Annotated in this window: 24 protein-coding genes; 16 read left to right on the top strand and 8 right to left on the bottom strand. The window is 44.6% G+C overall.

Annotation, left to right across the window (positions count from 1 at the left end; all coding sequences use genetic code 11):
- Positions 1 to 28: 28 nt before the first annotated feature.
- From ACVFI8_RS09280 to ACVFI8_RS09245, 8 genes are all read left to right on the top strand, one after another.
- Positions 29 to 1,021 carry an ABC transporter substrate-binding protein gene (locus ACVFI8_RS09280; protein ID WP_248713753.1) on the top strand — a complete coding sequence of 331 codons (993 nt, stop codon included), beginning with the start codon at positions 29 to 31 and terminating at the stop codon, positions 1,019 to 1,021.
- 65 nt (positions 1,022 to 1,086) lie between these two features.
- The gene (locus tag ACVFI8_RS09275) at positions 1,087 to 1,986 is read left to right on the top strand and encodes an ABC transporter permease (RefSeq protein WP_248713754.1); all 900 of its coding nucleotides are present in this window, start codon (positions 1,087 to 1,089) and stop codon (positions 1,984 to 1,986) included.
- Positions 1,979 to 3,181: a quaternary amine ABC transporter ATP-binding protein gene (locus ACVFI8_RS09270; RefSeq protein ID WP_248713755.1), complete on the top strand. Its 1,203-nt coding sequence runs from the start codon at positions 1,979 to 1,981 to the stop codon at positions 3,179 to 3,181. Before ACVFI8_RS09275 ends, ACVFI8_RS09270 begins: the two co-directional genes overlap by 8 nt.
- A 94-nt stretch (positions 3,182 to 3,275) precedes the next feature.
- On the top strand, positions 3,276 to 3,761 hold the full coding sequence (locus ACVFI8_RS09265; protein ID WP_248713756.1) for a GNAT family N-acetyltransferase: 486 nt from the start codon (positions 3,276 to 3,278) through the stop codon (positions 3,759 to 3,761).
- A 24-nt stretch (positions 3,762 to 3,785) separates the two neighbouring features.
- Positions 3,786 to 4,208 (top strand): GNAT family N-acetyltransferase, encoded by a 423-nt coding sequence (locus ACVFI8_RS09260; RefSeq protein ID WP_457873660.1) that lies wholly within the window; start codon positions 3,786 to 3,788, stop codon positions 4,206 to 4,208.
- Between the two features lie 206 nt (positions 4,209 to 4,414).
- The gene (locus tag ACVFI8_RS09255; protein WP_248713758.1) at positions 4,415 to 4,948 is read left to right on the top strand and encodes a GNAT family N-acetyltransferase; all 534 of its coding nucleotides are present in this window, start codon (positions 4,415 to 4,417) and stop codon (positions 4,946 to 4,948) included.
- Between the two features lie 2 nt (positions 4,949 to 4,950).
- Positions 4,951 to 5,199, top strand: a complete 249-nt coding sequence (locus ACVFI8_RS09250) for a DUF2164 domain-containing protein (protein WP_248713759.1) — start codon at positions 4,951 to 4,953, stop codon at positions 5,197 to 5,199.
- A 20-nt stretch (positions 5,200 to 5,219) separates the two neighbouring features.
- Positions 5,220 to 5,921: an aspartate/glutamate racemase family protein gene (locus ACVFI8_RS09245; protein ID WP_248713760.1), complete on the top strand. Its 702-nt coding sequence runs from the start codon at positions 5,220 to 5,222 to the stop codon at positions 5,919 to 5,921.
- A gap of 110 nt (positions 5,922 to 6,031) precedes the next feature.
- On the opposite strand, the gene ACVFI8_RS09240 is transcribed toward ACVFI8_RS09245, so the two are convergent.
- Positions 6,032 to 6,232, bottom strand: coding sequence for a cold-shock protein (locus tag ACVFI8_RS09240; RefSeq protein WP_137672498.1), 201 nt, complete (start codon positions 6,230 to 6,232; stop codon positions 6,032 to 6,034).
- A 306-nt stretch (positions 6,233 to 6,538) separates the two neighbouring features.
- Between ACVFI8_RS09240 and ACVFI8_RS09235 the strand changes: the two genes are divergently transcribed.
- The 5 genes from ACVFI8_RS09235 to ACVFI8_RS09215 all read left to right on the top strand — a co-directional run bounded on the left by ACVFI8_RS09235 (position 6,539) and on the right by ACVFI8_RS09215 (position 10,374).
- A complete protein-coding gene (locus ACVFI8_RS09235) occupies positions 6,539 to 7,327 on the top strand; it encodes a PhzF family phenazine biosynthesis protein (RefSeq protein ID WP_248713761.1) in 789 nt (262 codons plus the stop codon).
- A gap of 35 nt (positions 7,328 to 7,362) precedes the next feature.
- Complete coding sequence (locus ACVFI8_RS09230) at positions 7,363 to 7,719, top strand: VOC family protein (RefSeq protein WP_248713762.1); 357 nt, start codon at positions 7,363 to 7,365, stop codon at positions 7,717 to 7,719.
- Positions 7,712 to 8,596: a DMT family transporter gene (locus tag ACVFI8_RS09225; RefSeq protein WP_457873659.1), complete on the top strand. Its 885-nt coding sequence runs from the start codon at positions 7,712 to 7,714 to the stop codon at positions 8,594 to 8,596. The genes ACVFI8_RS09230 and ACVFI8_RS09225 overlap by 8 nt, the downstream gene beginning before the upstream one ends.
- A 1-nt stretch (position 8,597) precedes the next feature.
- Positions 8,598 to 9,197, top strand: a complete 600-nt coding sequence (locus tag ACVFI8_RS09220) for a hypothetical protein (RefSeq protein ID WP_457873658.1) — start codon at positions 8,598 to 8,600, stop codon at positions 9,195 to 9,197.
- 151 nt (positions 9,198 to 9,348) lie between these two features.
- On the top strand, positions 9,349 to 10,374 hold the full coding sequence (locus ACVFI8_RS09215) for a Solitary outer membrane autotransporter beta-barrel domain (RefSeq protein ID WP_457873657.1): 1,026 nt from the start codon (positions 9,349 to 9,351) through the stop codon (positions 10,372 to 10,374).
- A 39-nt stretch (positions 10,375 to 10,413) separates the two neighbouring features.
- Here ACVFI8_RS09215 and dbpA read toward each other — a convergent pair whose 3' ends face one another.
- The 4 genes from dbpA to ACVFI8_RS09195 form a co-directional block, all read right to left on the bottom strand.
- Positions 10,414 to 11,802, bottom strand: a complete 1,389-nt coding sequence (dbpA, locus tag ACVFI8_RS09210; RefSeq protein WP_248713766.1) for an ATP-dependent RNA helicase DbpA — start codon at positions 11,800 to 11,802, stop codon at positions 10,414 to 10,416.
- Positions 11,803 to 11,976: 174 nt separating this feature from the next.
- On the bottom strand, positions 11,977 to 12,450 hold the full coding sequence (locus tag ACVFI8_RS09205; protein WP_248713767.1) for an NYN domain-containing protein: 474 nt from the start codon (positions 12,448 to 12,450) through the stop codon (positions 11,977 to 11,979).
- A gap of 207 nt (positions 12,451 to 12,657) precedes the next feature.
- On the bottom strand, positions 12,658 to 13,281 hold the full coding sequence (locus ACVFI8_RS09200) for a hypothetical protein (RefSeq protein WP_457873656.1): 624 nt from the start codon (positions 13,279 to 13,281) through the stop codon (positions 12,658 to 12,660).
- A gap of 667 nt (positions 13,282 to 13,948) precedes the next feature.
- On the bottom strand, positions 13,949 to 14,854 hold the full coding sequence (locus ACVFI8_RS09195; protein ID WP_248713769.1) for an EamA family transporter: 906 nt from the start codon (positions 14,852 to 14,854) through the stop codon (positions 13,949 to 13,951).
- A gap of 127 nt (positions 14,855 to 14,981) precedes the next feature.
- Between ACVFI8_RS09195 and ACVFI8_RS09190 the strand changes: the two genes are divergently transcribed.
- A complete protein-coding gene (locus tag ACVFI8_RS09190) occupies positions 14,982 to 15,461 on the top strand; it encodes a MarR family winged helix-turn-helix transcriptional regulator (RefSeq protein WP_248713770.1) in 480 nt (159 codons plus the stop codon).
- A gap of 105 nt (positions 15,462 to 15,566) precedes the next feature.
- Here the strand turns inward: ACVFI8_RS09190 and ACVFI8_RS09185 are convergent, their stop codons facing one another.
- A complete protein-coding gene (locus ACVFI8_RS09185) occupies positions 15,567 to 16,550 on the bottom strand; it encodes a hypothetical protein (protein WP_457873655.1) in 984 nt (327 codons plus the stop codon).
- A gap of 495 nt (positions 16,551 to 17,045) precedes the next feature.
- On the opposite strand from ACVFI8_RS09185, the gene ACVFI8_RS09180 reads away from it, so the two are divergent.
- Complete coding sequence (locus ACVFI8_RS09180; RefSeq protein ID WP_457873654.1) at positions 17,046 to 17,681, top strand: LysE family translocator; 636 nt, start codon at positions 17,046 to 17,048, stop codon at positions 17,679 to 17,681.
- A gap of 150 nt (positions 17,682 to 17,831) precedes the next feature.
- A complete protein-coding gene (locus ACVFI8_RS09175; protein WP_457873653.1) occupies positions 17,832 to 19,028 on the top strand; it encodes a M48 family metalloprotease in 1,197 nt (398 codons plus the stop codon).
- 275 nt (positions 19,029 to 19,303) lie between these two features.
- On the opposite strand, the gene ACVFI8_RS09170 is transcribed toward ACVFI8_RS09175, so the two are convergent.
- Positions 19,304 to 20,344 (bottom strand): IS91 family transposase, encoded by a 1,041-nt coding sequence (locus ACVFI8_RS09170; RefSeq protein WP_457873652.1) that lies wholly within the window; start codon positions 20,342 to 20,344, stop codon positions 19,304 to 19,306.
- A 2-nt stretch (positions 20,345 to 20,346) separates the two neighbouring features.
- Positions 20,347 to 21,228: a site-specific integrase gene (locus ACVFI8_RS09165; protein ID WP_457873651.1), complete on the bottom strand. Its 882-nt coding sequence runs from the start codon at positions 21,226 to 21,228 to the stop codon at positions 20,347 to 20,349.
- Between the last annotated feature and the right edge of the window lie 172 nt (positions 21,229 to 21,400).

The raw sequence follows: 21,400 nt of genomic DNA, 5'->3' as shown, positions 1-21,400 counted from the left end.
AGCAAGTTAAACAGGGAAGGATAGGGATATGAAGTTAAGATATGCAGCATTATTATTGGTGAGCACTTTTGCTCAAGCCGAAGAAAGCTGTGGCAGTGTGACCATCGCAGATATGAACTGGAGTTCAGCGACGGTGATTGCCAACGTAGACAAATTTATTCTGGAACATGGCTATGGTTGTGATGCCGAGCTCGTGCCAGGCGATACCATGCCAACCACTGTTTCTATGATGGAAAAAGGCGAGCCGGATATTGCTCCTGAATTGTGGAGTAATTCAGCCAAAGAAGTACTTGACCGCGGCGTAGCTGAAAAGCGTATTCGTTTTGCTGGTAAGTCTTTGTCTGACGGTGGCGAAGAAGGTTTTTGGGTGCCAAAGTATTTAGTTGATAAATACCCAGAGATAGCCACCATTGAAGGTGTAAAAAAGCACGCTAAACTATTTGTTCACCCAGAAAGCAAAGAACTGTCAGGTTTTTATGGCTGTCCAGCAGGCTGGAACTGCCAAATTTCTGCTAATAACCTTTTTGAAGCATTAGAACTCGAAAAATCTGGTTTTGAACTGATCGATCCAGGTTCAGGTGCTGGTTTATCAGGCTCCATTGCTAAAGCGTATAACCGTGAGCAAGGTTGGTTTGGTTACTACTGGGCGCCAACGGCTGTATTGGGTAAATACGAAATGGTTAAGGTTGATACTGGGAACGGTATTGATGAGCAAGAATTTCTAAATTGTACCACCCAAGAAGGGTGTGAAAACCCTAAAGTCACTATGTACCCACCTTCACCAGTACATTCGGTGACGACTGAAAGTTTTGCGAGTAAAGCACCGCAAGCTTATGACTACATAACTAAACGTAGTTTCACTAATGCGCAAATGAATGAACTATTAGCTTGGATGGAAGATAACCAGGCCGATGGTGATGCCAGCATGTATCACTTTTTGACTGAGTACCCCGATACTTGGAAAGCATGGGTATCAACAGATGTAGCAGCGAAGGTAAGTAAAGCTTTAGCTAGTATGTAATTTGAGTTAAAAAAAAGGCCAACGTAACGTTGGCCTTTCGCGTTTTTTATTTAGAGGTATTTTTTATGGCGGATTCGTCGTGGTTAGAAAGTTTTCCACAAATGAGCCGAGCCGATCTCACTGTTATTCGTAAGTCGTTAGATGGTGCATATCGTAATTTTTCGCGAGAGTATGGTGAAGCCATCGAATCGTTTTTTGATCCCCTCCTACAATTTTTAGTTTGGTTCGAAAAGTTGTTAATCACCACGCCGTGGTGGCTGGTGTTAATTGTATGCGCAGGCTTGGTGTATTTAGCTAGCCGCTCTTGGAAGCTGGTCATCGGCTCGGTTGTATCACTGTTGTTGGTAGGCTACTTTGGCATGTGGGAAGATATGATGCGAACAATGAGCATTATTACCGTGTGTACAATGTTAGCGATAGCCTTGGGTATACCTATTGGTGTTGTTATGGCGCGCTCAAATCGTGCTCAGGCAATCATTACTCCAATGTTAGATGTGATGCAAACGTTACCCGCTTTCGTTTATCTGATCCCTGTCGTGATGTTATTGGGCATTGGTAAAATACCGGGTGTTATCGCCGTGGTTATTTATGGTATCCCCCCAGTTATACGTCTTACTAATCTAGGCATTCGCTTAGTAGATAAAGAAGTCTTAGAGGCTGCCACTGCCTACGGTGCGAGCTCCTCACAGCGTTTGTTTGGTGTGCAAATTCCCTTAGCTATGCCTACAATTATGGCGGGGATTAACCAAACCATTATGATGGCCTTATCGATGGTTGTTATTGCCTCAATGATTGGTGTGAAAGGTTTAGGTCAACCGGTATTAAAATCAATTACTAACCAGTATTTCACCTTGGGTTTGCTCAATGGTTTAGCGATTGTGGCACTGGCCATCATTTTTGATCGCGTGTCTCAAGCCTACGCAAAACGAACTCAAGCGCATCTGCAAGGACTAAAGCATGACTGAGCCACTAATTAAAATTGAGGGCTTATACAAGCTATTTGGTCATAACTCTAAAGAAGTTATGTCGCGGGTAAAAGCGGGCGAGTCAAAAGACAAAATACTCGCTGAAACCGGTCATACCTTAGGCCTGAAAGACATTAATCTAGAAATTAATCAGGGTGAGATTTTTGTCATCATGGGTCTATCTGGCTCAGGTAAATCTACCTTAATTCGTCACTTTAACCGTTTGATAGACCCTACCGAAGGGGTTATTAGCGTTGAAGGCACAGACGTGATGAAGTTGAGTCCGAAGCAACTTCAAGACTTCCGTCGTCACAAAATGTCGATGGTATTTCAACGCTTTGGTTTGATGCCTCACCGCAGTGTGATTGATAATGTCGCTTATGGCTTGTCGGTTCAAGGCATTGCTAAAGAAGAACGTTTGGCTAAAGCTCAGCAGTGGTTAGATACTGTAGGTCTAGAAGGCTATGCACAGCAGTACCCCTCGCAACTATCTGGTGGCCAACAGCAACGAGTTGGCTTAGCACGGGCGTTGTGTACTGATGCTGAAATCTTATTAATGGACGAAGCGTTTTCGGCGCTTGATCCGCTGATTCGCAGCGAGATGCAAGACCAATTGATTGAGCTGCAAGAGAGCCTGCACAAAACCATTATCTTCATTACCCATGACTTGGATGAAGCCCTTCGCTTGGGGGATAAAATTGCCATTCTTAAAGATGGCGAAATGGTTCAGCAAGGTACACCTGACGATATTCTATTGCATCCAGCAACTGATTATGTGGAAGCGTTTGTCAAAGACGTGAACCGCGCACGAGCGCTTACCGTTGAAACGGTGATGCAACCGCCAGCGCGTCGGATTACGGCTGATACCATTGGCGAAGCCCTACAGCAAATGAAACGCCTAAAAGGCGATTATGCCTACCATGTCACAGAAGAAGGTTATCAGGGGATCGTAACTCAAGATTCACTGGAAGAAGCGTCTAAAATTCCTGGCGAAGCCAAGTTAGAAGTTAGCGAATACCAAGACGTACCTACCATCTCTCCTGATGCGGTGATTGAAAGTGTGTTAACCGACTCATTAGAAACCCACTTCTCACTACCTGTGGTAGATGAAGAAGGCAACTTGAAAGGTGAGTTAACCCGCAGCTCGGTAGCAGAAGTATTTGCTGAGCCAGAAACCGACACCGCGAAACCATAATGTCATATAGCCTTGTTAAGCTAAGCTTTCAAGGCTATACAGCTCCTCTGTTAGGTTTTACTGTTAGCGTTAAATTTCTTGTTTGGAGCTCAATGTGAGTTTTTTGATTATTCCCATTGAAGCTGTTCATGATCGTGCAGTGTGCGAGCTTATTGAGCAGGGCGGCCTAGAATTTGGTGCAGTGGGTGAAGGGTTTGGTCCTTCAGATGCTGAAGTAAAAGCCATGAGTCAACACTACACGCTGCCAGGTAGCGCTTATTGGGTGGCGATGTTAGACCAGCAAGTGGTGGGATGTGGTGGCATAGCCCCCTTTGATCAAGCATCGGCGACCTGTGAGTTACGCAAATTGTTTGTCGCTCCTCGCCACCGAGGTCTCGGCATCGGTAAAGCCATGACAGAACACTGTTTAAAGGCGGCGAAGCAGATGAGTTATCAGCAGTGTTATTTGGACACCTTGAGTACGATGAAAGCGGCTATTAGCTTATACCAAGCTTTAGGGTTTGATCATCTAGATAAACCCTTCAGTGGTTCAATTCATCAGGGCTGTGATGTATGGATGATCAAGCAACTGGCGCCATAAGTAAATCTATCGAGGAAGCAAGTCATGCAGGTTAAACGACTTGAATCAGAGGCCGAATTGCCGAGCGTGGCAGCAGTAATGCAGGAGCTAAGGCCCAGTTTTTCCTTAGCGCAATTAGTTGAACAGATTCAGCTGCAACGTCAGCATGGTTATCAGCTTGCGTATCTTTGTCACAACCAGCAGGTAATCGCTGTCGCTGGCTTTGTTATTGGCTGGAAGCTATCTTGGGGAAAGCATCTCTACCTTGATGATTTGGTGACTATTGAAGCTATGCGTTCACAAGGCGCTGGACAAGTACTACTAAATTGGCTGATAGATTATGCTAAACAGCAACAGTGTCAGCAGCTGCATTTGGGGTCGGGGGTACAGCGATTTGCTGCCCATCGCTTCTATTTACGCAACGGCTTTGATATTAAAAGTCACCATTTCACTCGCAATATAAATTAGCGTAGCTAGCCGTTCTCGATGAAGGCGATGATGTGAAAGGGTTCGCTTACGAGTTTACCAAACGCTGAAATGCACTCCCTAAGCGCTTGTAATTGCCACTAAAAATACTCCCTATGCAAAGATGCTTGAACTAATTATTGTGAAAACCAATAATTGCCGATAAATTGAACCTAAGTGTTTGTTGCATAGCAGTAAGGGAAGCAGCCATGATCAGAGATGCCGAGCAGGCGGATAGTCAGCAAATTTGTGATATCTATAATCACTATATTCGGCACTCTAGTGCGACGTTCGAGGAAGTGGAACTGGATGTAGCGCAAATTGCAGCGCGAATATCCCAGCTACAACAACATTATGTATGGTTGGTTTTTGAGCGCGATGAAAAAATACTCGGCTATGCCTATGCAGGGCAATGGAAGCCGAGGAGCGCCTATCGATTTGCTGCCGAATGCTCCATTTATTTAGCCAAGGATGCCGCAGGTAAAGGGGTGGGAAAGGCACTATATAGCCAGTTAATAGACTTACTTGAAGACTACCCAATTGCCACCTTGATTGGTGGGATTGCTTTGCCTAACCCAGCAAGCATTGCGTTACATGAGCGTTTAGGTTTTCACAAAGTGGCAGAGTTCGAGCGGATTGGACGTAAGTTTGGTCGTTGGGTAAATGTGGGTTATTGGCAGCGACAAATAAAAACTGAGCAACAAATTGAAGCCTTAGAGCAACGAGTCGCAGAGGAAAGTTAAACATGTCTAAAATAGCGTTCTCTCGTGAGCAAAAAACCGCCTTAGTCGACAAGCTTCAAGCTTATTGCGAACAACAGCTGGATATTGAAGTGGGTCAGTTTGATGCCGAGTTTCTGTTAGATTTCTTCTCTGAAGAACTGGGCGCGTTTTATTATAACCAAGGTCTACAAGATGCTCAGGTAGTGATCCAAAAGCGGATGGATAATGTCGCCGACGATTTATATGAAATCGAGCAACCCACTAAGTGGTAAACCAGAAATAAGGAGCTGTCATGCTTACTATTGGTATTATTGGTGGCATGAGTTGGGAGTCGACCCTAAGTTACTATCAACAACTCAATGTGGCCGCAAAGCGAATAAAAGGCGGGCTGCATTCAGCCAAGATCAACCTTGTTAGCGTAGATTTTGCAGAAATTGAATCACTACAACATCAAGGGGATTGGCTCGCACTTGCCGACAAGATGATAGAAGCCGCTTTGTCTGTTGAAGCATCGGGTGCTGATTTTTTACTGATTGCTACTAACACTATGCATAAAGTGGCCCCGCAAGTAGCGCAGGCGATTAATATTCCGTTATTGCATATTGCCGATGCAACGGCCGCAAGTTTACTTAAAGATGGCGTTCAGCGGGTAGGCTTGTTAGGGACACGTTTCACAATGGAGCAAGATTTTTATAAAGGAAGCATTGCTGAGCAAGGCATTGAGGTATTAGTGCCTGAAAGTGCTGCTATGGAACAAGTACATCAGATTATTTATCAAGAATTGTGTCAGGGGATCATCTCATCAGCGTCGAGACAGAGTTATTTGGCTGAGATTGAGCATTTACAGGCTCGTGGGGCACAAGCAATTATTTTGGGTTGTACTGAAATAGCCTTATTGGTTCAGCAGCAACATACTCAAGTACCACTTTACGATACTACGGCGATTCATGTAGCGGCTGCAGCTCAGCAGGCTTTTAACTGTAAAGCCAATTAAATTGACTAAACGCCAGAAAACAAAAAACGGTCACAAGGACCGTTTTTTTAGCTTAAAGCTAGTGTCTAATTAGTCTAAGACTAAATGGATACTAATGCCTTAAAAGCAAATTAAGCAACAGTTACGTTAGCAGCTTGAGGACCCTTAGGACCTTCTTCTACTTCAAACTGTACTTCTTGGCCTTCAGCCAAAGTTTTGTAACCATCGCTTTTGATAGCACGGAAATGTACGAATACATCTTTACCGTCTGGACGCTCGATGAAACCAAAACCTTTTTGCTCGTCAAACCATTTTACGCGACCTGTAGCCATGAGTAATCTCCAAAATATAATAAATAAAATTCACACCAAAAACGGGTAAATTATAGGGTGCCGAAAGATGCAGAAATTACTTACGAACAAACAGGTATAAATTTCGAAAAATCAACGCGCTTGATGGGGCATAAATATCCGCTGTAACCTTTACCAGCGAGAGAAGTGTAACGTATATTGGGGTAATGTAAAGGTGTATGTGTGATCTTTCTCCAACTGTTCAGATGAGTGCGTTGTGTAAAGTTGACAGACGCATATTGCTAAGTACTTGGGCTATTGGCAATTAGTCTAATAACAAGGAATGTAATGACTTTAAATATTTATCAAATAGATAGCTTTAGTCAGGGTTTATTCAAAGGTAATCCTGCTGCGGTGATCATTTTAGACAGCTGGTTAGATGACAGTTTGATGCAGAACATCGCTATAGAAAATAATCTTTCAGAAACAGCATTCCTGATCCCTTTGGGCTCGGCTCACTATTCTATTCGCTGGTTTTCCCCTATCTGTGAGGTCGATTTTTGTGGTCACGCCACGCTAGCGGCTGCACATCTTTTGTTTAGCCAGCAGCCAACATTGCACAAGCTGCAGTTCTCAACCTCGCAAGTGGGGGATTTATTGGCTCGTCGCGCAGAGGGGGGGTTGATTGAAATGGACTTCCCGATACATGAACCAAGCCTGCAGCCAATACCTAGCGCGTTGTTAGACGGCTTATCGATTAAACCACTAGAAATATTACGAAATCAGCAAGCGTATTTTGCGGTCTATGATCAGCAAGCCGACGTTGAGGCGGTTGAAATAGACGAAGCATTGATCAAAACGCTGGCTCCTTATGATGTTGTGGTCACCGCCAAAGGTAAGCAATATGATTTTGTTTCGCGTTATTTTTGGCCGGCTAATGGTGGTTATGAAGATCCGGTGACGGGTTCTGCTTATGCCGGTCTTACGCCTTTTTGGGCAAAGCGCTTAAATAAAACAACATTGCTGGCTTACCAAGCTTCTGCTCGGGGAGGTGTTTTGCACTGTACCTTAAACAAGCAGAGTGTCACTGTCGCAGGACATGCAACCACCTACATGCAAGGAACCCTGTTTGTATAGGCAGGCTTAAGCGATAAGCGGATAAGGAAATAAAGATGAACCAACACGAAAAGCTTAATTATGTGGAATTTCCCAGTGCCGATTTAACGGCGACTAAACAGTTTTTTACTCAGGCTTTTGGCTGGCAGTTCGTCGACTTTGGTGAGCAATACACTGCGTTCTCGGGGCAAGGCTTAGATGGAGGGTTTTATCAAGCGGCTCTTAAATCGTCGAGCGAAAACGGCGCAGCGCTGCTGGTGTTTTATAGCCAGCAACTTGAGCAAACCTTGGCTAAGGTAGAGGCTGCTGGCGGGCAAATCACTAAAACTATTTTTAGTTTTCCGGGGGGGCGGCGCTTTCATTTTTGTGAACCTAGCGGTAATGAGTTTGCTGTGTGGTCAGACATTGAATAAACCTGCACCTTTACTGACTTGGTTGAGTACCTCTATCGCTTTAATTGCGTTTGCGGGCAACTCGGTATTGTGCCGTTTAGCGTTGGGTGAGCAACAAATTGACGCGGCAAGCTTCACCAGTATTCGCTTAATTGCTGGCGCATTCACGCTCGCTTTACTGATTACCCTTAAGCAAGATAACAATGCTAGCAAGGCTAAAGGCAGTTGGTTGTCAGGTTTAATGCTGTTTATTTATGCCAGCTGTTTTTCTTTCGCTTATGTGTATTTGGATACCGGCATTGGTGCTTTGATTTTGTTTGCTGCGGTGCAACTCACCATGGTGGGCATTTCTATTTTTAAGGGGGCTCGCTTAAAGTTGGGTGAGGGTTTAGGTATAGCCTTAGCCTTTAGTGGTTTGGTGCTGTTATTGGCCCCGTCCGAGCAACGCTCAATATCTATTGTCGGTTTTATCTTAATGTTGCTGGCGGGCTGTGCTTGGGGTGTTTACACCTTAAATGGGCGCAGGTCGACCAGCCCCAGCCGCGATACTTGTTTTAATTTTTGGCGTAGTTTAGCCTTTTTAGTGCTGTTGTTGCCGTGGCTAGCCAGCCAGTCAAGCCTAAGTCTGCAAGGTATTTTACTTGCGGTTATGTCGGGCGCGTTGGCTTCGGGTTTAGGTTATTGGATTTGGTATGTCGCATTATCGGGTCTTTCGGCGAGCCAAGCCGCAGTATTGCAGCTATTAGTGCCGATTATTGCCGCCGTTGGTGGTTGGTTATTTGCTAGCGAGCCCTTGGGGCTTACTTTTGTGTTATCTGCCAGTTTGGTGTTAGGGGGCATTATGCTTACCATCTATAGTCGCCAGCGTGCATTAAAAGTCACCGCGGGCGTAGAATAGAATGCAGCCAAAATTAAATCTCGTGGTAGGGCGTGAGTCTACCTGGTCGATTCGCGCCTATTTGTGCCTGCAGTTGGCCAAGTTAGATTTTGATATTACTACGATTGCTTTGGGTGATGCAGGTTATCAGCAGCAGCTACGAGCTGAATCTGCGACGATGTTAGTGCCGGTGTTACACACTAAAGAGGTGAGCGTTCATGACTCTTTGGCGATAACAGAGTTTGCCAATGAGCTGTGTAATGGCGGTCTTTATCCAGCCAGCGCCAGTAAACGTGCTATCGCCCGAAGTTATTTAGCAGAGTTGCATTCGGGTTTTTCACTGATTCGCAGCCAATTACCTTTTCAACTTTTACAGACGCCAGATACCGCTTCAACTATTCCACTCCAGTCTGAAATAGCGCGCTTAACCTGTATTTGGCAACCATTTGGTCCGAGTTTCGCGTTTGGACATGCAGGCGCGGTTGATGCCTTTTATTCGCTGATGGCGTTACGCTTGCTGCAATATGGTGTAACTCTTGATGGTAATGCAGGGCGCTATCAGCAACACTTGGTGAATTGGCCGCTGTTTCAACAAGCATTGCTTGAAGCAAAAAAATGGTAGTTGATTGCTTAAACAACATCCTTAGTTTGTTAAATCAAAAACCAGTAGGCTAAGCTAAATGAGCGCTATCGCGAGAACGAGATAAATAAAAGCGAGCAAGGTCTCAGCCTTTACCGCGTAGATGAGGTGTATATTGAAAGGTTATTCAAGGATGAATAAGGCGAAATGGCTAAACAGCTTATGGCTTATATGCTTGGCCTGTGGAGTAGCCGCTAGTTCTCGGGCAGCCTTAAAAGACGGTCATTTAGAAAATGAAATTTTGCCGATTCTTGAACGTAATATAGCGGGAACTTTTGCCGCTGACGCGGTGATTCATGATCGCGAAACAGTGACCATTGGCTTTGTGAATTTTGACCCCTCAGGTTTTATTCCAATAGACGACGATAACCTAGGGGGGGATGATGCCAACCGATTAAAAAACGAGCTCAAAACGCTCACCCTACCGCTAACCTTGCGCTTACCTTGGCGTGGTCAAGGTTGGGAAACTTACACGACCGGACGTTTGGGGTATACCCAGCGTTTCCATGACATCACACTGTTTGAGGAGCTAGATCCGACTCGCGATCAAGAAAAGTTGAAACTGTACTCAGGGTATTTAGCCGGTGGAATTCATTGGGATAGCTTTGCTAACTGGCGCTTTAGTGGTGAATTAGGTGGCAGTATTCGCAGGTTAGAGCAGCGCTACACTTACAATAATTCTGTTAGCCAAATATTTCAGCCTGTTTTCGATGGCGTTCTCACTAATTTTTCGCTAAATGCGTGGATGTTACAACCCAGTTTAGCTTTGCAATATCAGAAACGTTGGACCAATCATAAGCTTAAATATCGCTCTCGTTATTCATATATTTATGGCCAATCTTATGGCTCTGACATTGCTAGCCACCAAGTAGATATACAAGCCAGTTCGTGGCGCAATACCCTGTATTACTCTCATCCCATTGGACGAATCTGGGACATCGCATTTTCTGGAGAGCTGTCGGCGTCTCGTGTCGATCTTACGGGGAATACCAATGAAGCCTTTCAAACACCGCATTATTACGAATTTGGTGTTGATTTGTTAATGGGCACGGGGCATTACGGAGCGGGTTGGTTAGACAATGTTAGTATTGGTTTACTGTTTAATTATGGCAGTGTGCTTAAAGGTGGCAGTTTGGTGCTTAATTACAATACCTATTAAAACGCCAGCTGCGAGCTGGCGTTTAACGTTGTTCTGCACTTATAGCGTTAAGTGCCTCACGCGGAACGAGCGGCCTTTCATTTTACCGTGTTCTAGTTTTTTACGTGCACGCTTAAGTACTTCACGCTCTACCGCGACATAAGCGCGGTTATCGAATAGGTTGATTTTACCTACCTGAGAGCCGGCAATACCATTTTCACCGGTTAAAGCCCCTAAAATATCGCCAGCTCTTACTTTTTGCTTTTTGCCGCCATCAATCTGCAAGGTAGCCATTAATGGTTGGTTAGGTGTTTTATTTAGCAAGGCCATTGATGGTAGGTCTTCATCTTCGATAGGGCGCTCTAAATAATCTTCTAACAAGGCAATTTTGAAGTGTTCCTTATCGCTAAATAACGAACAGGCTATGCCTTTACTACCGGCACGACCAGTACGGCCAATGCGGTGCACATGGATTTCAACATCACGCGCAATATGATAGTTAATCACTGCATCTAGCGAATCAATATCTAAACCTCGTGCAGCTACGTCGGTGGCCACTAACACCGAGGCGCTATTATTGGCAAATTGCAGCAGGGTTTGGTCACGATCGCGTTGCTCTAAATCACCGTGTAGCGCTAATGCACTAAAGCCAAACTGGAGCAATTCGTCGGCCACTTCTTGGGCTTCTCGCTTGGTATTACAAAACACTACACTAGAGGTAGGGCGATGTTCTAATAGCAGTAAGCGCAAAGCTAGCATCCGCTGTTCATTGTCGTCTACTTTAAAAAAGTGCTGAGATATCGAAGAGTTATCATGGGTGCTGGCGACTTCAACTCGCACCGGATCTCGCATGATATGTTTAGAAATGCTTTCAATTTGTTCAGGGAAGGTGGCGCTAAACAATAAGGTTTGACGATCGCTTGGAGCCAAATCAATGATCGCATCAATGGCGCTTTGAAAGCCCATTTCTAGCATGCGGTCGGCTTCATCTAGAATCAGGTTTTTAATATTATCGAGCTTTAAAGTGCCTTTGCTTAAGTGTTCTTCTACGCGCCCAGGAGTGCCGACCACAATGTGCGCACCATGCTCCAGTGAGCCAATTTGTGGGCCAAATGGCATGCCACCACAAAGCGTTAGTACTTTAATGTTGTGAATGCCACGAGCCAGTTTACGGATTTCTTTAGCCACCTGGTCGGCTAACTCGCGAGTTGGGCATAATACTAAGCTTTGAATACGGAAGCGTTTAACGTCTAAAGCATTTAATAAACCTAAACCAAAGGCTGCAGTTTTACCTGAACCAGTTTTACCCTGCGCAATAACGTCTTTACCAGCTAGAATTTCTGGCAGGCTTTGCGCTTGAATAGGCGTCATTGAGCTATAACCTAGGGTCTCTAGATTACTTAATAAATCCGCATGTAGCGTTAAAGTAGAAAAATCGGTTTGGCTCAAAATGGCGTCCTCTTCGAGGGTTAAAGATAAAGTGTATATCGCTGTAGAATTTACAGTGGGGCGCGATGATAGCTGAAATTGATTACAAATTGGGTAAAAAATGACAGCTTTTTACAGATTAACGGTGCTTAGCTTAGTTTAATGTGGTTAAACAGTAATATAGAGAGCGACCATTTACAGCAATAAGTCTTGCTCAATAGCTTGAAAGTTACTAGCAGCATTAACTAAAGCATGCGCGGTTAAACTCGGTACGCCGTAAACCAAGGCTTCAACGGAGTAGTCTTGGGTGATCTTATCAAGCAGAATCGCAAAGTCACCGTCGCCGGAGAGTAGCACCACTATATCTACTTCGCGCGCAGCTTCTAGTACATCAATGGTTATCCCCACATCCCAATCACCTTTCGCTGAGCCGTCACTGCGTTGAATAAAAGGCTTAAGTTTCACCTCAAAACCAATGTGTTTTAGGGCGCTTTGAAATTTAAGCTGCTGATTATCGCCGCGATCAATAGCATAAGCATAGGCGGCAACGATGTCTCCTTGGTGCTGCAACTGTTGCCAAAGACGACGATAGTTAAACTGTTTGGCATAAGCTTCACGGCAGGTGTAATAGATGTTTTGCACATCGGCGAATATGGCTATTTTTTTCACTTATGGCCTATCGGCTTGGGGTTACAAGCTCAGCTAGAGTGGATGGTTCAAGCAGCAATTATTACATGGCAACTGGCAAATAGCTGTAGCTGAATTGCGATGAGCACAAAGTCATCAGCAAGATGGTGTGAGGATGGTTTAGCTTACGAAAGTATTGGGGCAGTACTAGGTAGCGTTAATACTAAATGCTACCTAGTGTTTAGCAGTTTACTTCTTGGTAATCGAGAACTCATCAACCCTGACTTCAAGCTCTTTATCTAGGCTGAGCTCGGCCGAGGTATCGACTTCCAGTAAGCTGAATATTTCAACGCTAGTATTGGCTCCGGTGTTGAAGTCTACACTCACTTGGCGGAAACACTTCTTGTTACCTTGAGGAGCCATAGCTAACTCACTGACATGCGCTTTGCTATCGGCAATGACATCACCGGTCAAGGGAGCACTATCAGCCACTGTTCTTACACCAAAGTGCAATTTAGTTGGCGAGTTATTCCCTTTTTTATCACAGTAATAGAGTGAGTAGGTCATGTCAGTATTCTTGGGTAGTCCACTAACAATTTGGCTTAAGCCTGGAGTCGAATTGAAGTCATGATAGGCCACATCGCGCTTAAAGCGAAAGCGCGATGAGCCTTCGGCGTCAAATGCACTGTCTTTAGAGCTACCCACATCCCCATAACCTTCTTTAGAGTCTTCATGAGATAGCCATACTGAGCTTTTTCCTTTATTTGCTCGGTATTCAGTAAGCTGAGGATCTTGAACATAAGCGTGAGCAGAAAAAACCAGACAGCTGGTAAGTAAGCTGGTACCTAGAGCGATAGATTTAGTTACGTTCATACAATCCCTTCCAATAAATGTAGCATGCTAGTTATTGTATTATTTTATAATGATAGTACTTTAGCCGTGATGAGATTCTCGTTTTTGGCTATTGTTCGAGCAAGCCTCAAGTTTTTTGAGGCAATACTAAAACTTGGGCGTTTAAAACACTCGTAAATAGCAAGGGCTAAAAGCTTGGCGGAGCCTTAAATTGGCTAATTGGCTGTTATTGGGAGGGAGTGCCAGTAAGCATAAGCCTCACTTACTGGCATGGGGCTTAAAAGTTATCTTTACTGATAAATATTTACTTGAAGAAAACAAAAAGAGGAGACGCCCGTTTATTATATTACTTTTGGTGGAAGGCTTGTTCTGCTTTGAGAAAAAATTACTTTGTTGAGTTGAAGATAATCGGTAAGAAAGAGACTTTCTATACTTTTTGTCAAAATAAATGAATAAATGGGGCCGCTCTGGGGCAGAGCCACCTTAGCAGATTCTTCGTACTTGATTAGGCAATGCACTGGCTGTGAAAAGGTAAACCGCCCTGCAGTTAACTATAGATGAGTAGGTTCGCTGGGGAACCCACCCTCTGGAGTCACGGTTACTTTAGTATCAGAACTTACATGCCTAGTGTTTTATTCATTTGAAGCTGGTTGAACAATACTTTGAGCGCCAGCCTAGATGAAGAAACTTATGCAGCGTTTGCTTGAGTTTTCAAGATGCCGGTTGGCGGTGTGCTGTTGGCTTTTGATGCTGCGAGCAAAATAGAAACAAAAATGCTTAATGCGCCACACAGCTGCAGCCAGGTGAGTGATTGTCCTAACACTATATAGCCAAGCACCACAGCCGACACACTGCTTAACAGGCCTAAAAATGACACTGTAATTGTCGGCAGCTTTTCAATACCACGAAACCATAACGAATAGGCGAGCACCGAGCCCATGATACTCAGGTAGCTATACCCAGCAAGGCTTTTAAGGCTTAGTTGGCTAGGTAAGCCCTCAATTGACCAAGCCACAGGTAGCAGCATTAAGCCGCCCAATAGCAGTTGCCAACCGGTAAAACCCAGCAAGGTCATTCCTTTTGGTCGGCCCCAGCGCTTGGTCATTACTAGGCCATAAGCCATGGTGACGGCCCCTAACATGCCCATTAAAATACCTTGGGTACTCAATTCAGCTTGATTGTTTACTACCAACAAAGCGATACCAGCTATGCCCATCAAGCCTGCCACCATCTGTTTTATGCTTAACGCACTGTTTAGCAAAAAGTAGCTAAGGGCCATGACCAGCAGCGGTTGAATCGACATGACAAGCGCAGCCATCCCCCCGGGTAGATGTGTGGCGGCAAAAAACAAGCAGTAAAAAAAGAAACCAATATTTAGAAAACCAAGTACCAATAGGCGAGGCCACCAATGCCCACGCGGCAGTGTTCGGGTTAATAGCACGAGCACTATGCCAGCAGGCAGTGCGCGTAGCATGGCTGCGGTTAGCGGGCTATTCGCCGGCAATAATTCTGTGGTGACCAAATAAGTACTGCCCCACACAATGGGTGCAATAGCGGTAAGTGCCACTGTGCTGAGGGTTTCACGTAGTGTCATAACGGTTTGCCATGCTTAGTTATCTTTCAATAATGTATCTTTTCAAAAAGACACTTTGTGAAAAGTAATAGAATTTTCACTTTTATTCAAGTATCTTTTCAAAAAGATAGTTAATTAGGCATTATCGATGAAGGATCCGGTAGACAACATTTTGCAGCAGTGGGGCAAGGTAAAGCCCGATATGGACTGCTCTGCAATGGGCATTATTGGGCGTTTACGGCAAGTAAATGCTATGTGGCAAAAGCAGTTAGACGGGGTGTTTGAGCAACACAATTTAAGCAGTATCGAGTTTGATATATTAGCAACACTGCGCCGTAGCCAAGTGCCTCTTACCCCTACCGAACTCTACAAAACCTTAATGTTGTCATCGGGCGCAGTGAGCACTTGGATTGAGAAACTGGTTCAGCGTGGCTTAATAGAGCGGATTGCCAGCCAGCAAGATCGCCGAAGCTGCAAGGTAAAGCTCACCGAGCAAGGCACAACAGAACTCGACGAAGCCCTCGATGCCCATATTGTAAACATGGATATAATGTTAAATATGTTCGACGCAGAAGAAAAAAATCAACTAGCGGCCTTGTTGAAAAAGGGCTTACTCGCTAACGCGTAGCCTGAGTGTTCAGTACGGTTGTTACCGTGCATGAGCCACTGCAACCGAATGGACGTTACACGCATCATTGTCTGCTTCAATGTAGAAAGAGGCGCTATCAAAGATTTATTTTACTTCGTATCTCAGTAACACTTCATTATCCAGTACGACATTAGTTGACCAAATAAAACTGGCCCCTGCACCGCTGAATTTTTCAATGAAATTCATGTAGGCCTTTTTGTTATTTACACCTATTTCATCTTCTGAATATAAGGTTGCTTGAGGCCAAGAGCTTGAATCAAATTCTTTAGCCATCCAATTGCTTGGCGTTGCCCAATGGGCAGCGTAAGCATGCTCACCGTGATCTGTACCCTCTGTAGTACAAGTCTCTGACAGACGTTTGTTTTCAACTTCTGTCAGACAGGTTAGATCGTAAATAGGCGCAGTATAGAATGTTTGAGCTTGCCAATCTGAACCTGTCACCGTTCCATCACTAAAGCTTGCAATAAAGCCACCGTCACCAGGGTGATAGGCCTTTCCACGGTTATCTTCAGTACCCAAACCTAAGTGTTCTTCCCAATCAATGACTTTTACTGCAATCGTATAAGGCTTTTTAACTTTAAATTTCACAATGCTAGAGTTAAAGGGGGTGAACGGTACGGTATCTACCGCTACAAGCGTGCCATTGATGTATAACTCAAAGTAGTTGTCAGCAAAGATATAGCCTGTGATTTCTTCACCGTCAGTATCGACCACCGCGACGGGTACAGAGGCTTCGTCTACGTTAGCAAGGCTTTGCGGGGTGATGCTTGCGCATTCTTCGTATAAGTCGATAGCTTTTGGTGCTGTAGTAAAATGGTTTTTAGCTGGAACCGTCCAAACTGTCCCTTCTGAATCGGTAATCTCACCGATACCTGCAACTCGGCTACGGCCGTTTTCACACTCAAATATATTCGATTCCAAGGTGTGAGCAGCACCTTGCGTAATACTTGCTGAACCACGGTAATCGCTGATAGTTCCACTGGACGCTATACCCGGTGCTGGTGAGCACCCTGTAGCCAGTAAAATGACCGATGAAAGGGCGATAACTTGATTTTTTTTAATGCTCATTGAGAAAATATCCATTAAGGAAAAGATGGCTTAAGCCTAGCGGTAACATAAGATAGCGGCAAAATTTGAACGCCTATTTTTCTACCAACTTGCGTAGAGTCGCGATTATTTTGTTCAATGAGGCAGCGTGTTAACTCATTATGCCTGCAAGTCGCTTAGATCATAAACGCTATGTGGTAGCTAAGCGAACCTTTCAAGGTTCTCAATGGACTGCCCAGAGTCTTATGTACCCATAATTTTTCTACTGTTGTGGATAAAGCGCTGTGCTTATACACATATAAATTGTGATTCCTTCTTTCCACAAAGGCTTGCATTCTTTTGTGCTGATGTTTTTGTTATTTTTCGAGCTAGGTGGCTGATACAGCTTAGGAAAGGTGATAATCTGGGTTTTATCAAATGTATGTTAATAGGAAAAATCCCTTGTTTAAACAAGGAATTTTTCCTATTAACAAGCTGTTATGTGCCTTTTTATATTTATCGAAACAAGGAGTTTTCGTGTCTGATTTGAATTTTTGGATTTTATTCCTCTCTACTGCTTTGGCGCTGAATATTGCACCTGGCCCTGATCTCTTATATATATTGACTAAGACAATTGCTAACGGAAAAAAAGTTGGTATAGCGTCTGCACTTGGAGTTTGTACTGGTGCTCTTTTTCATGTGGCATCTGCATCGCTAGGTTTGTCTGCAATTTTAGTCTCATCTGCGATTGCTTTTACAATCGTTAAATACATCGGTGTTGGCTACTTATTATATCTCGCGTATCAATCGTTTCGTTCGGCAGGTACTAGTTTAAATATCACATCAAATGGTGAACCGAAAGAGTCCGCTTGGAAAGCGTATAAGGAAGGTGTACTGGTCGACATACTGAATCCCAAAGTTGCTATATTTTTTATGGCATTCTTACCTCAATTTATTCGAGATGGGCATGGAGCTGTTCCTATGCAGTTACTTTATTTGGGTTTGTTGGTTGTTGCAGTCGCAGTTATTGTTGAAGTTACATATGTATTACTTGCATCCAAACTGACTAACAAAATTAGAAGTAGTAAACGGGTAAGTATACTATTGGATAAAGTTGTTGGTACTGTATTTGTTGCTTTAGGGCTGAAGCTAGCTGTTAGCTCCAGCACATAACAAGGCAATTAAACGGAACTAAAACAGTGGGTTACGTTTCGCTTCGCTACACATTATAACCCATTTTTTTAGTCCGCTTATTGCGGCGTTATATTTTTAAAACGGGTAAGCATTTGTTTCCTCATTAAATCACTCAAAAGGAAGTTGAAATTGAAACACCTTACATATCCACGAGAGCGCACACTTGGAACCATAACCTTAGTACTAGGTCTTATAGCTTGGTTAGCTTTAATTATAGGCTCTTTTGGAATAGCTCTGATTTTATTAGCACTTGGGTTCATACTATATTTATTCGCTCAATCTTCACTAATTGCACATATCAAAGGTAATGGTGTTGAGTTATCTGAGCAACAATTCCCTGATTTATATGCACAGTTCGTTAGTTGTTGTGAACAGCTAGAAATAAAATCACGACCACAGGCTTATATATTAAACGGAAATGGAGGCCTAAATGCTTTTGCAACAAAATTCCTCGGTTCAGAATATGTAGTTTTAATGACTGATGTAGTTGATGCGATGGATAAACATGAAGATGGAGTTAGCTTTTATATCGGTCATGAACTTGGACATCTGCGTAAGAAGCATTTAAGTGGCGGTTTGCTACGGTGGCCTGTTCTCTGGTTACCTCTATTGGGGGCAGCCTACTCTCGTGCGCGGGAAACAACATGTGATAGACACGGATTAGCTTGTTGCAAATCTCCTGAAGGCGCTGCTCGTGCTCTTGCTGCCCTTGCTGCTGGTGTTGAACGCTGGAAAAATATTGATATTATTTCATATGTAAAGCAAGCTAATCACTCGTCTAGCTTTTGGATGTCATTTCATGAATTGACTGCTGGTTACCCTTGGTTGACTAAACGTGCTGCCAGAGTAATGGACGTTGAAGCTACGATGCCTAAACGTAGCTTCTTTTCATATTGTTTAGCTGTATTCGTACCCTTTGCTGGCCGATTGGGAGGTGGCTTTGGTGTTTTAATCTTAGTATATATTATCGGTGTTTTAGCCGCTGTGGCGCTACCTGCGTACCAACAATATACTAACAAAGCAGTATTGACAGTAAGTATTAGTGAGTCACAAGCTGCGCGTGATGCTCTTGGACTCTACTATGAAAATAATCAAGTAGTTCCTGAATCATTAGAAGCATTAAACATTCAAACTGAATTGCCAGACGGTTCTTTGATGACACTCGATAATAATAATATGGCCCTGACGGTTAATACCAATAAAGGACAGCTTATCTTTACCCCTGCAGAAAATGATCAAAGAAAAATCATCTGGGATTGTACAAATGGAGAAGGACTCGCTCCTGAGTCATTACCTCCTAGTTGTGTGAGAATAGAAATTAAATAGTGCAAAAGCATAAAATATAACGAATAAGAATAGGTGTCGCGCAGCCGACACCTTATTCGGGTGTTGAACAAGCCCGATGCTCCCTTCTATAGTAAATAACGGTGTTGATGTTGGCGGGGCCAAGGCCTTGTTAGTTTTCGCAAGGCGAGTTTGGCTAAGACGGGGTGAATGGCGTTAAGCCCTTACCCGTTTGGCGTAGTGCTAAGTTGTTGTTTTTTTGTGTTTTCATCCTCGTGTTAAGCCCTGCCATTATCCTTATACTGTTCGCCTTTCGGCTAGCTCGTTCGGCTAATGCCTGTGCAATGCATGGGGTGTTGGCAGCAAGGGCATGGCCGGGTCGCGCTGTTGTTGTCGGTTTGGAGCACGGCGAGGTTAACGCGTTGAGGCACTCGCAGTAGTAACTGAATACGCCGCAATACCTGTTTGGCGTTGCCCCGTAAGAAACCATAATCTCTCACCCGCTGTAAGCCCTTGGGTAATACATGCTGCAAGATAAGCTTTAAGAATTGCAAGGTAGGCAGGGTGCGGATTTTGGTGGTGTGGCTTTGGCTATCTTGATACCTAAAACTCACTTGGCCGTTATGGGTACTGATGATGGCGTTATCGGGCAAGACCCCGCGATACAAGTAGCGAGATAAGTACTGTAGCGCGGGCAGTCCAAAACCTACGTTGCGACAATCTACCACCCACTTAGCGGGTATCGCCTTGGGCAGAGGCAGCGCCTTGTGGTGGTTAATCGCATCCAGCATTCTCCCTCGCCATACCTTGGCCAGTGCAAAGGCGTTAAACAAGTACTGCTTGTTGGTGTGATGCCACTGCTGCTTAGCAACGTGATAGCGCCCGCCGGCCACCAATACATGTAAATGAGGATGCAGATTACGCTGGCGGCTATGGGTATGCAGTACCGCGGTAAAGCCTAATTCGCCCTTGTTCTGGCGTTTGGCAAAGTCCTTTAACAGGCTTGATGCCACCTTGAACATGATTTGGTATAAGGCTTTAGGCTGCACGCGGGCTAAAGCCCTTAGCTCATAAGGCAGGGTAAAGGTCACCATAAAGTAAGTAGTGGGTAGCAGCTTATGTTGTTGGCGAGTTAACCAGCCAGTGGTGCAATGATGTTGGCACTGCGGGCAATGCCTGTGGCCGCAAGAAAGCGTCAATTGGTCATGATGGGGGCAATGCTCACACTGCCAATGGCTCTGACCTTGTTGCTCAGTTTTACAGCGCAGCATGGCATACATTGCCCGTTTAGCATCCGCCCCTAAAAGCGGGGCAAGCTTGGCCCCATGTTGGTGAAGTAAATCAATAAAGGTGCTCATGGCTACGGCCACATTAAGGTGAGAGAGTCGGTGAGTGTATTCACCGCCCTTGCCGTATCTAATTGTTTCACTTGGGTCAACTGGGTATAGCGCGCGGTGGTGTTTAAACTGGCGTGCCCCAGCAAGTGTTGCAAGGAGCGTAAATCCAAGCCTTGCTCAAGCAGATGGGTGGCATAACAATGGCGCAGCGAGTGAGGACTAATGGGTTTATGAATACCGCAATCGCGCAATACCCGCTTCAAGGCTTTTTGTACACCGCCTTTATCCATAGGCACATCCACCTGTTTACCTTGGCGCGGAAATAACAAACTCGCATGGCGATGGCTTTGCCAATGGTGACGCAAAACCTGAAGGGTGCGATGCGGCATGGGCACTAAGCGGTCTTTACCGCCTTTAGCATCACGCACATGGACGTGCATGGCCTGACTGTCAATATCATAAATGGTTAACTGTAAGCCCTCGCTCAAGCGCAGCCCCATGGAATACAACACCAAGAAGAAGACTTGATAGCGGGGTTGTTGAGTCATGCTAATCACTAAGCCTACTTGCGCAGGGCTTAAGATATCGGGTAGGCGTTTCACTTGAGGGGGTTTTACAATGTTTAACCACTGCCATTGTTTATCGAGGGTGTAGCGATAAAAGAACTGCAAGCCATTACGGTCTAACTTCACGGTGCTCCAAGAATGGCTGCTAATCAGTTGAGCAAAATAGGCCTTTAAATCAGCGGTGCTTAAGGTATCAGGGCAGCGGTCAAAGTGGGCAGAAATACGACGTACCGCACGCGAATACGCATCAATGGTAGCTGGGCGTTTCCCTTGTAAGGTTAAATTGGTAAGGTGTTGTTTATATAAAGCATTATAACGATGTTGTTGGCTAGGGTTCATGCTGCATACTCCGGTTAATCACGACCGATTGGCCGCGTAACATTGAGTATGAGATATCTGCTGCTATGCACTCTGCCGCAGAGCGGCTTCGTTCAACAAGTCAAAGCAGCAACGCCACTGTGTGGCTGGACGCGCTAGCGCGCGCCACTGTTTGAGGCGTTACATGCCTACA

This window comes from Agarivorans sp. MS3-6 (assembly GCF_054112545.1).
This window is presented reverse-complemented; position numbering and strand designations above follow the sequence as displayed.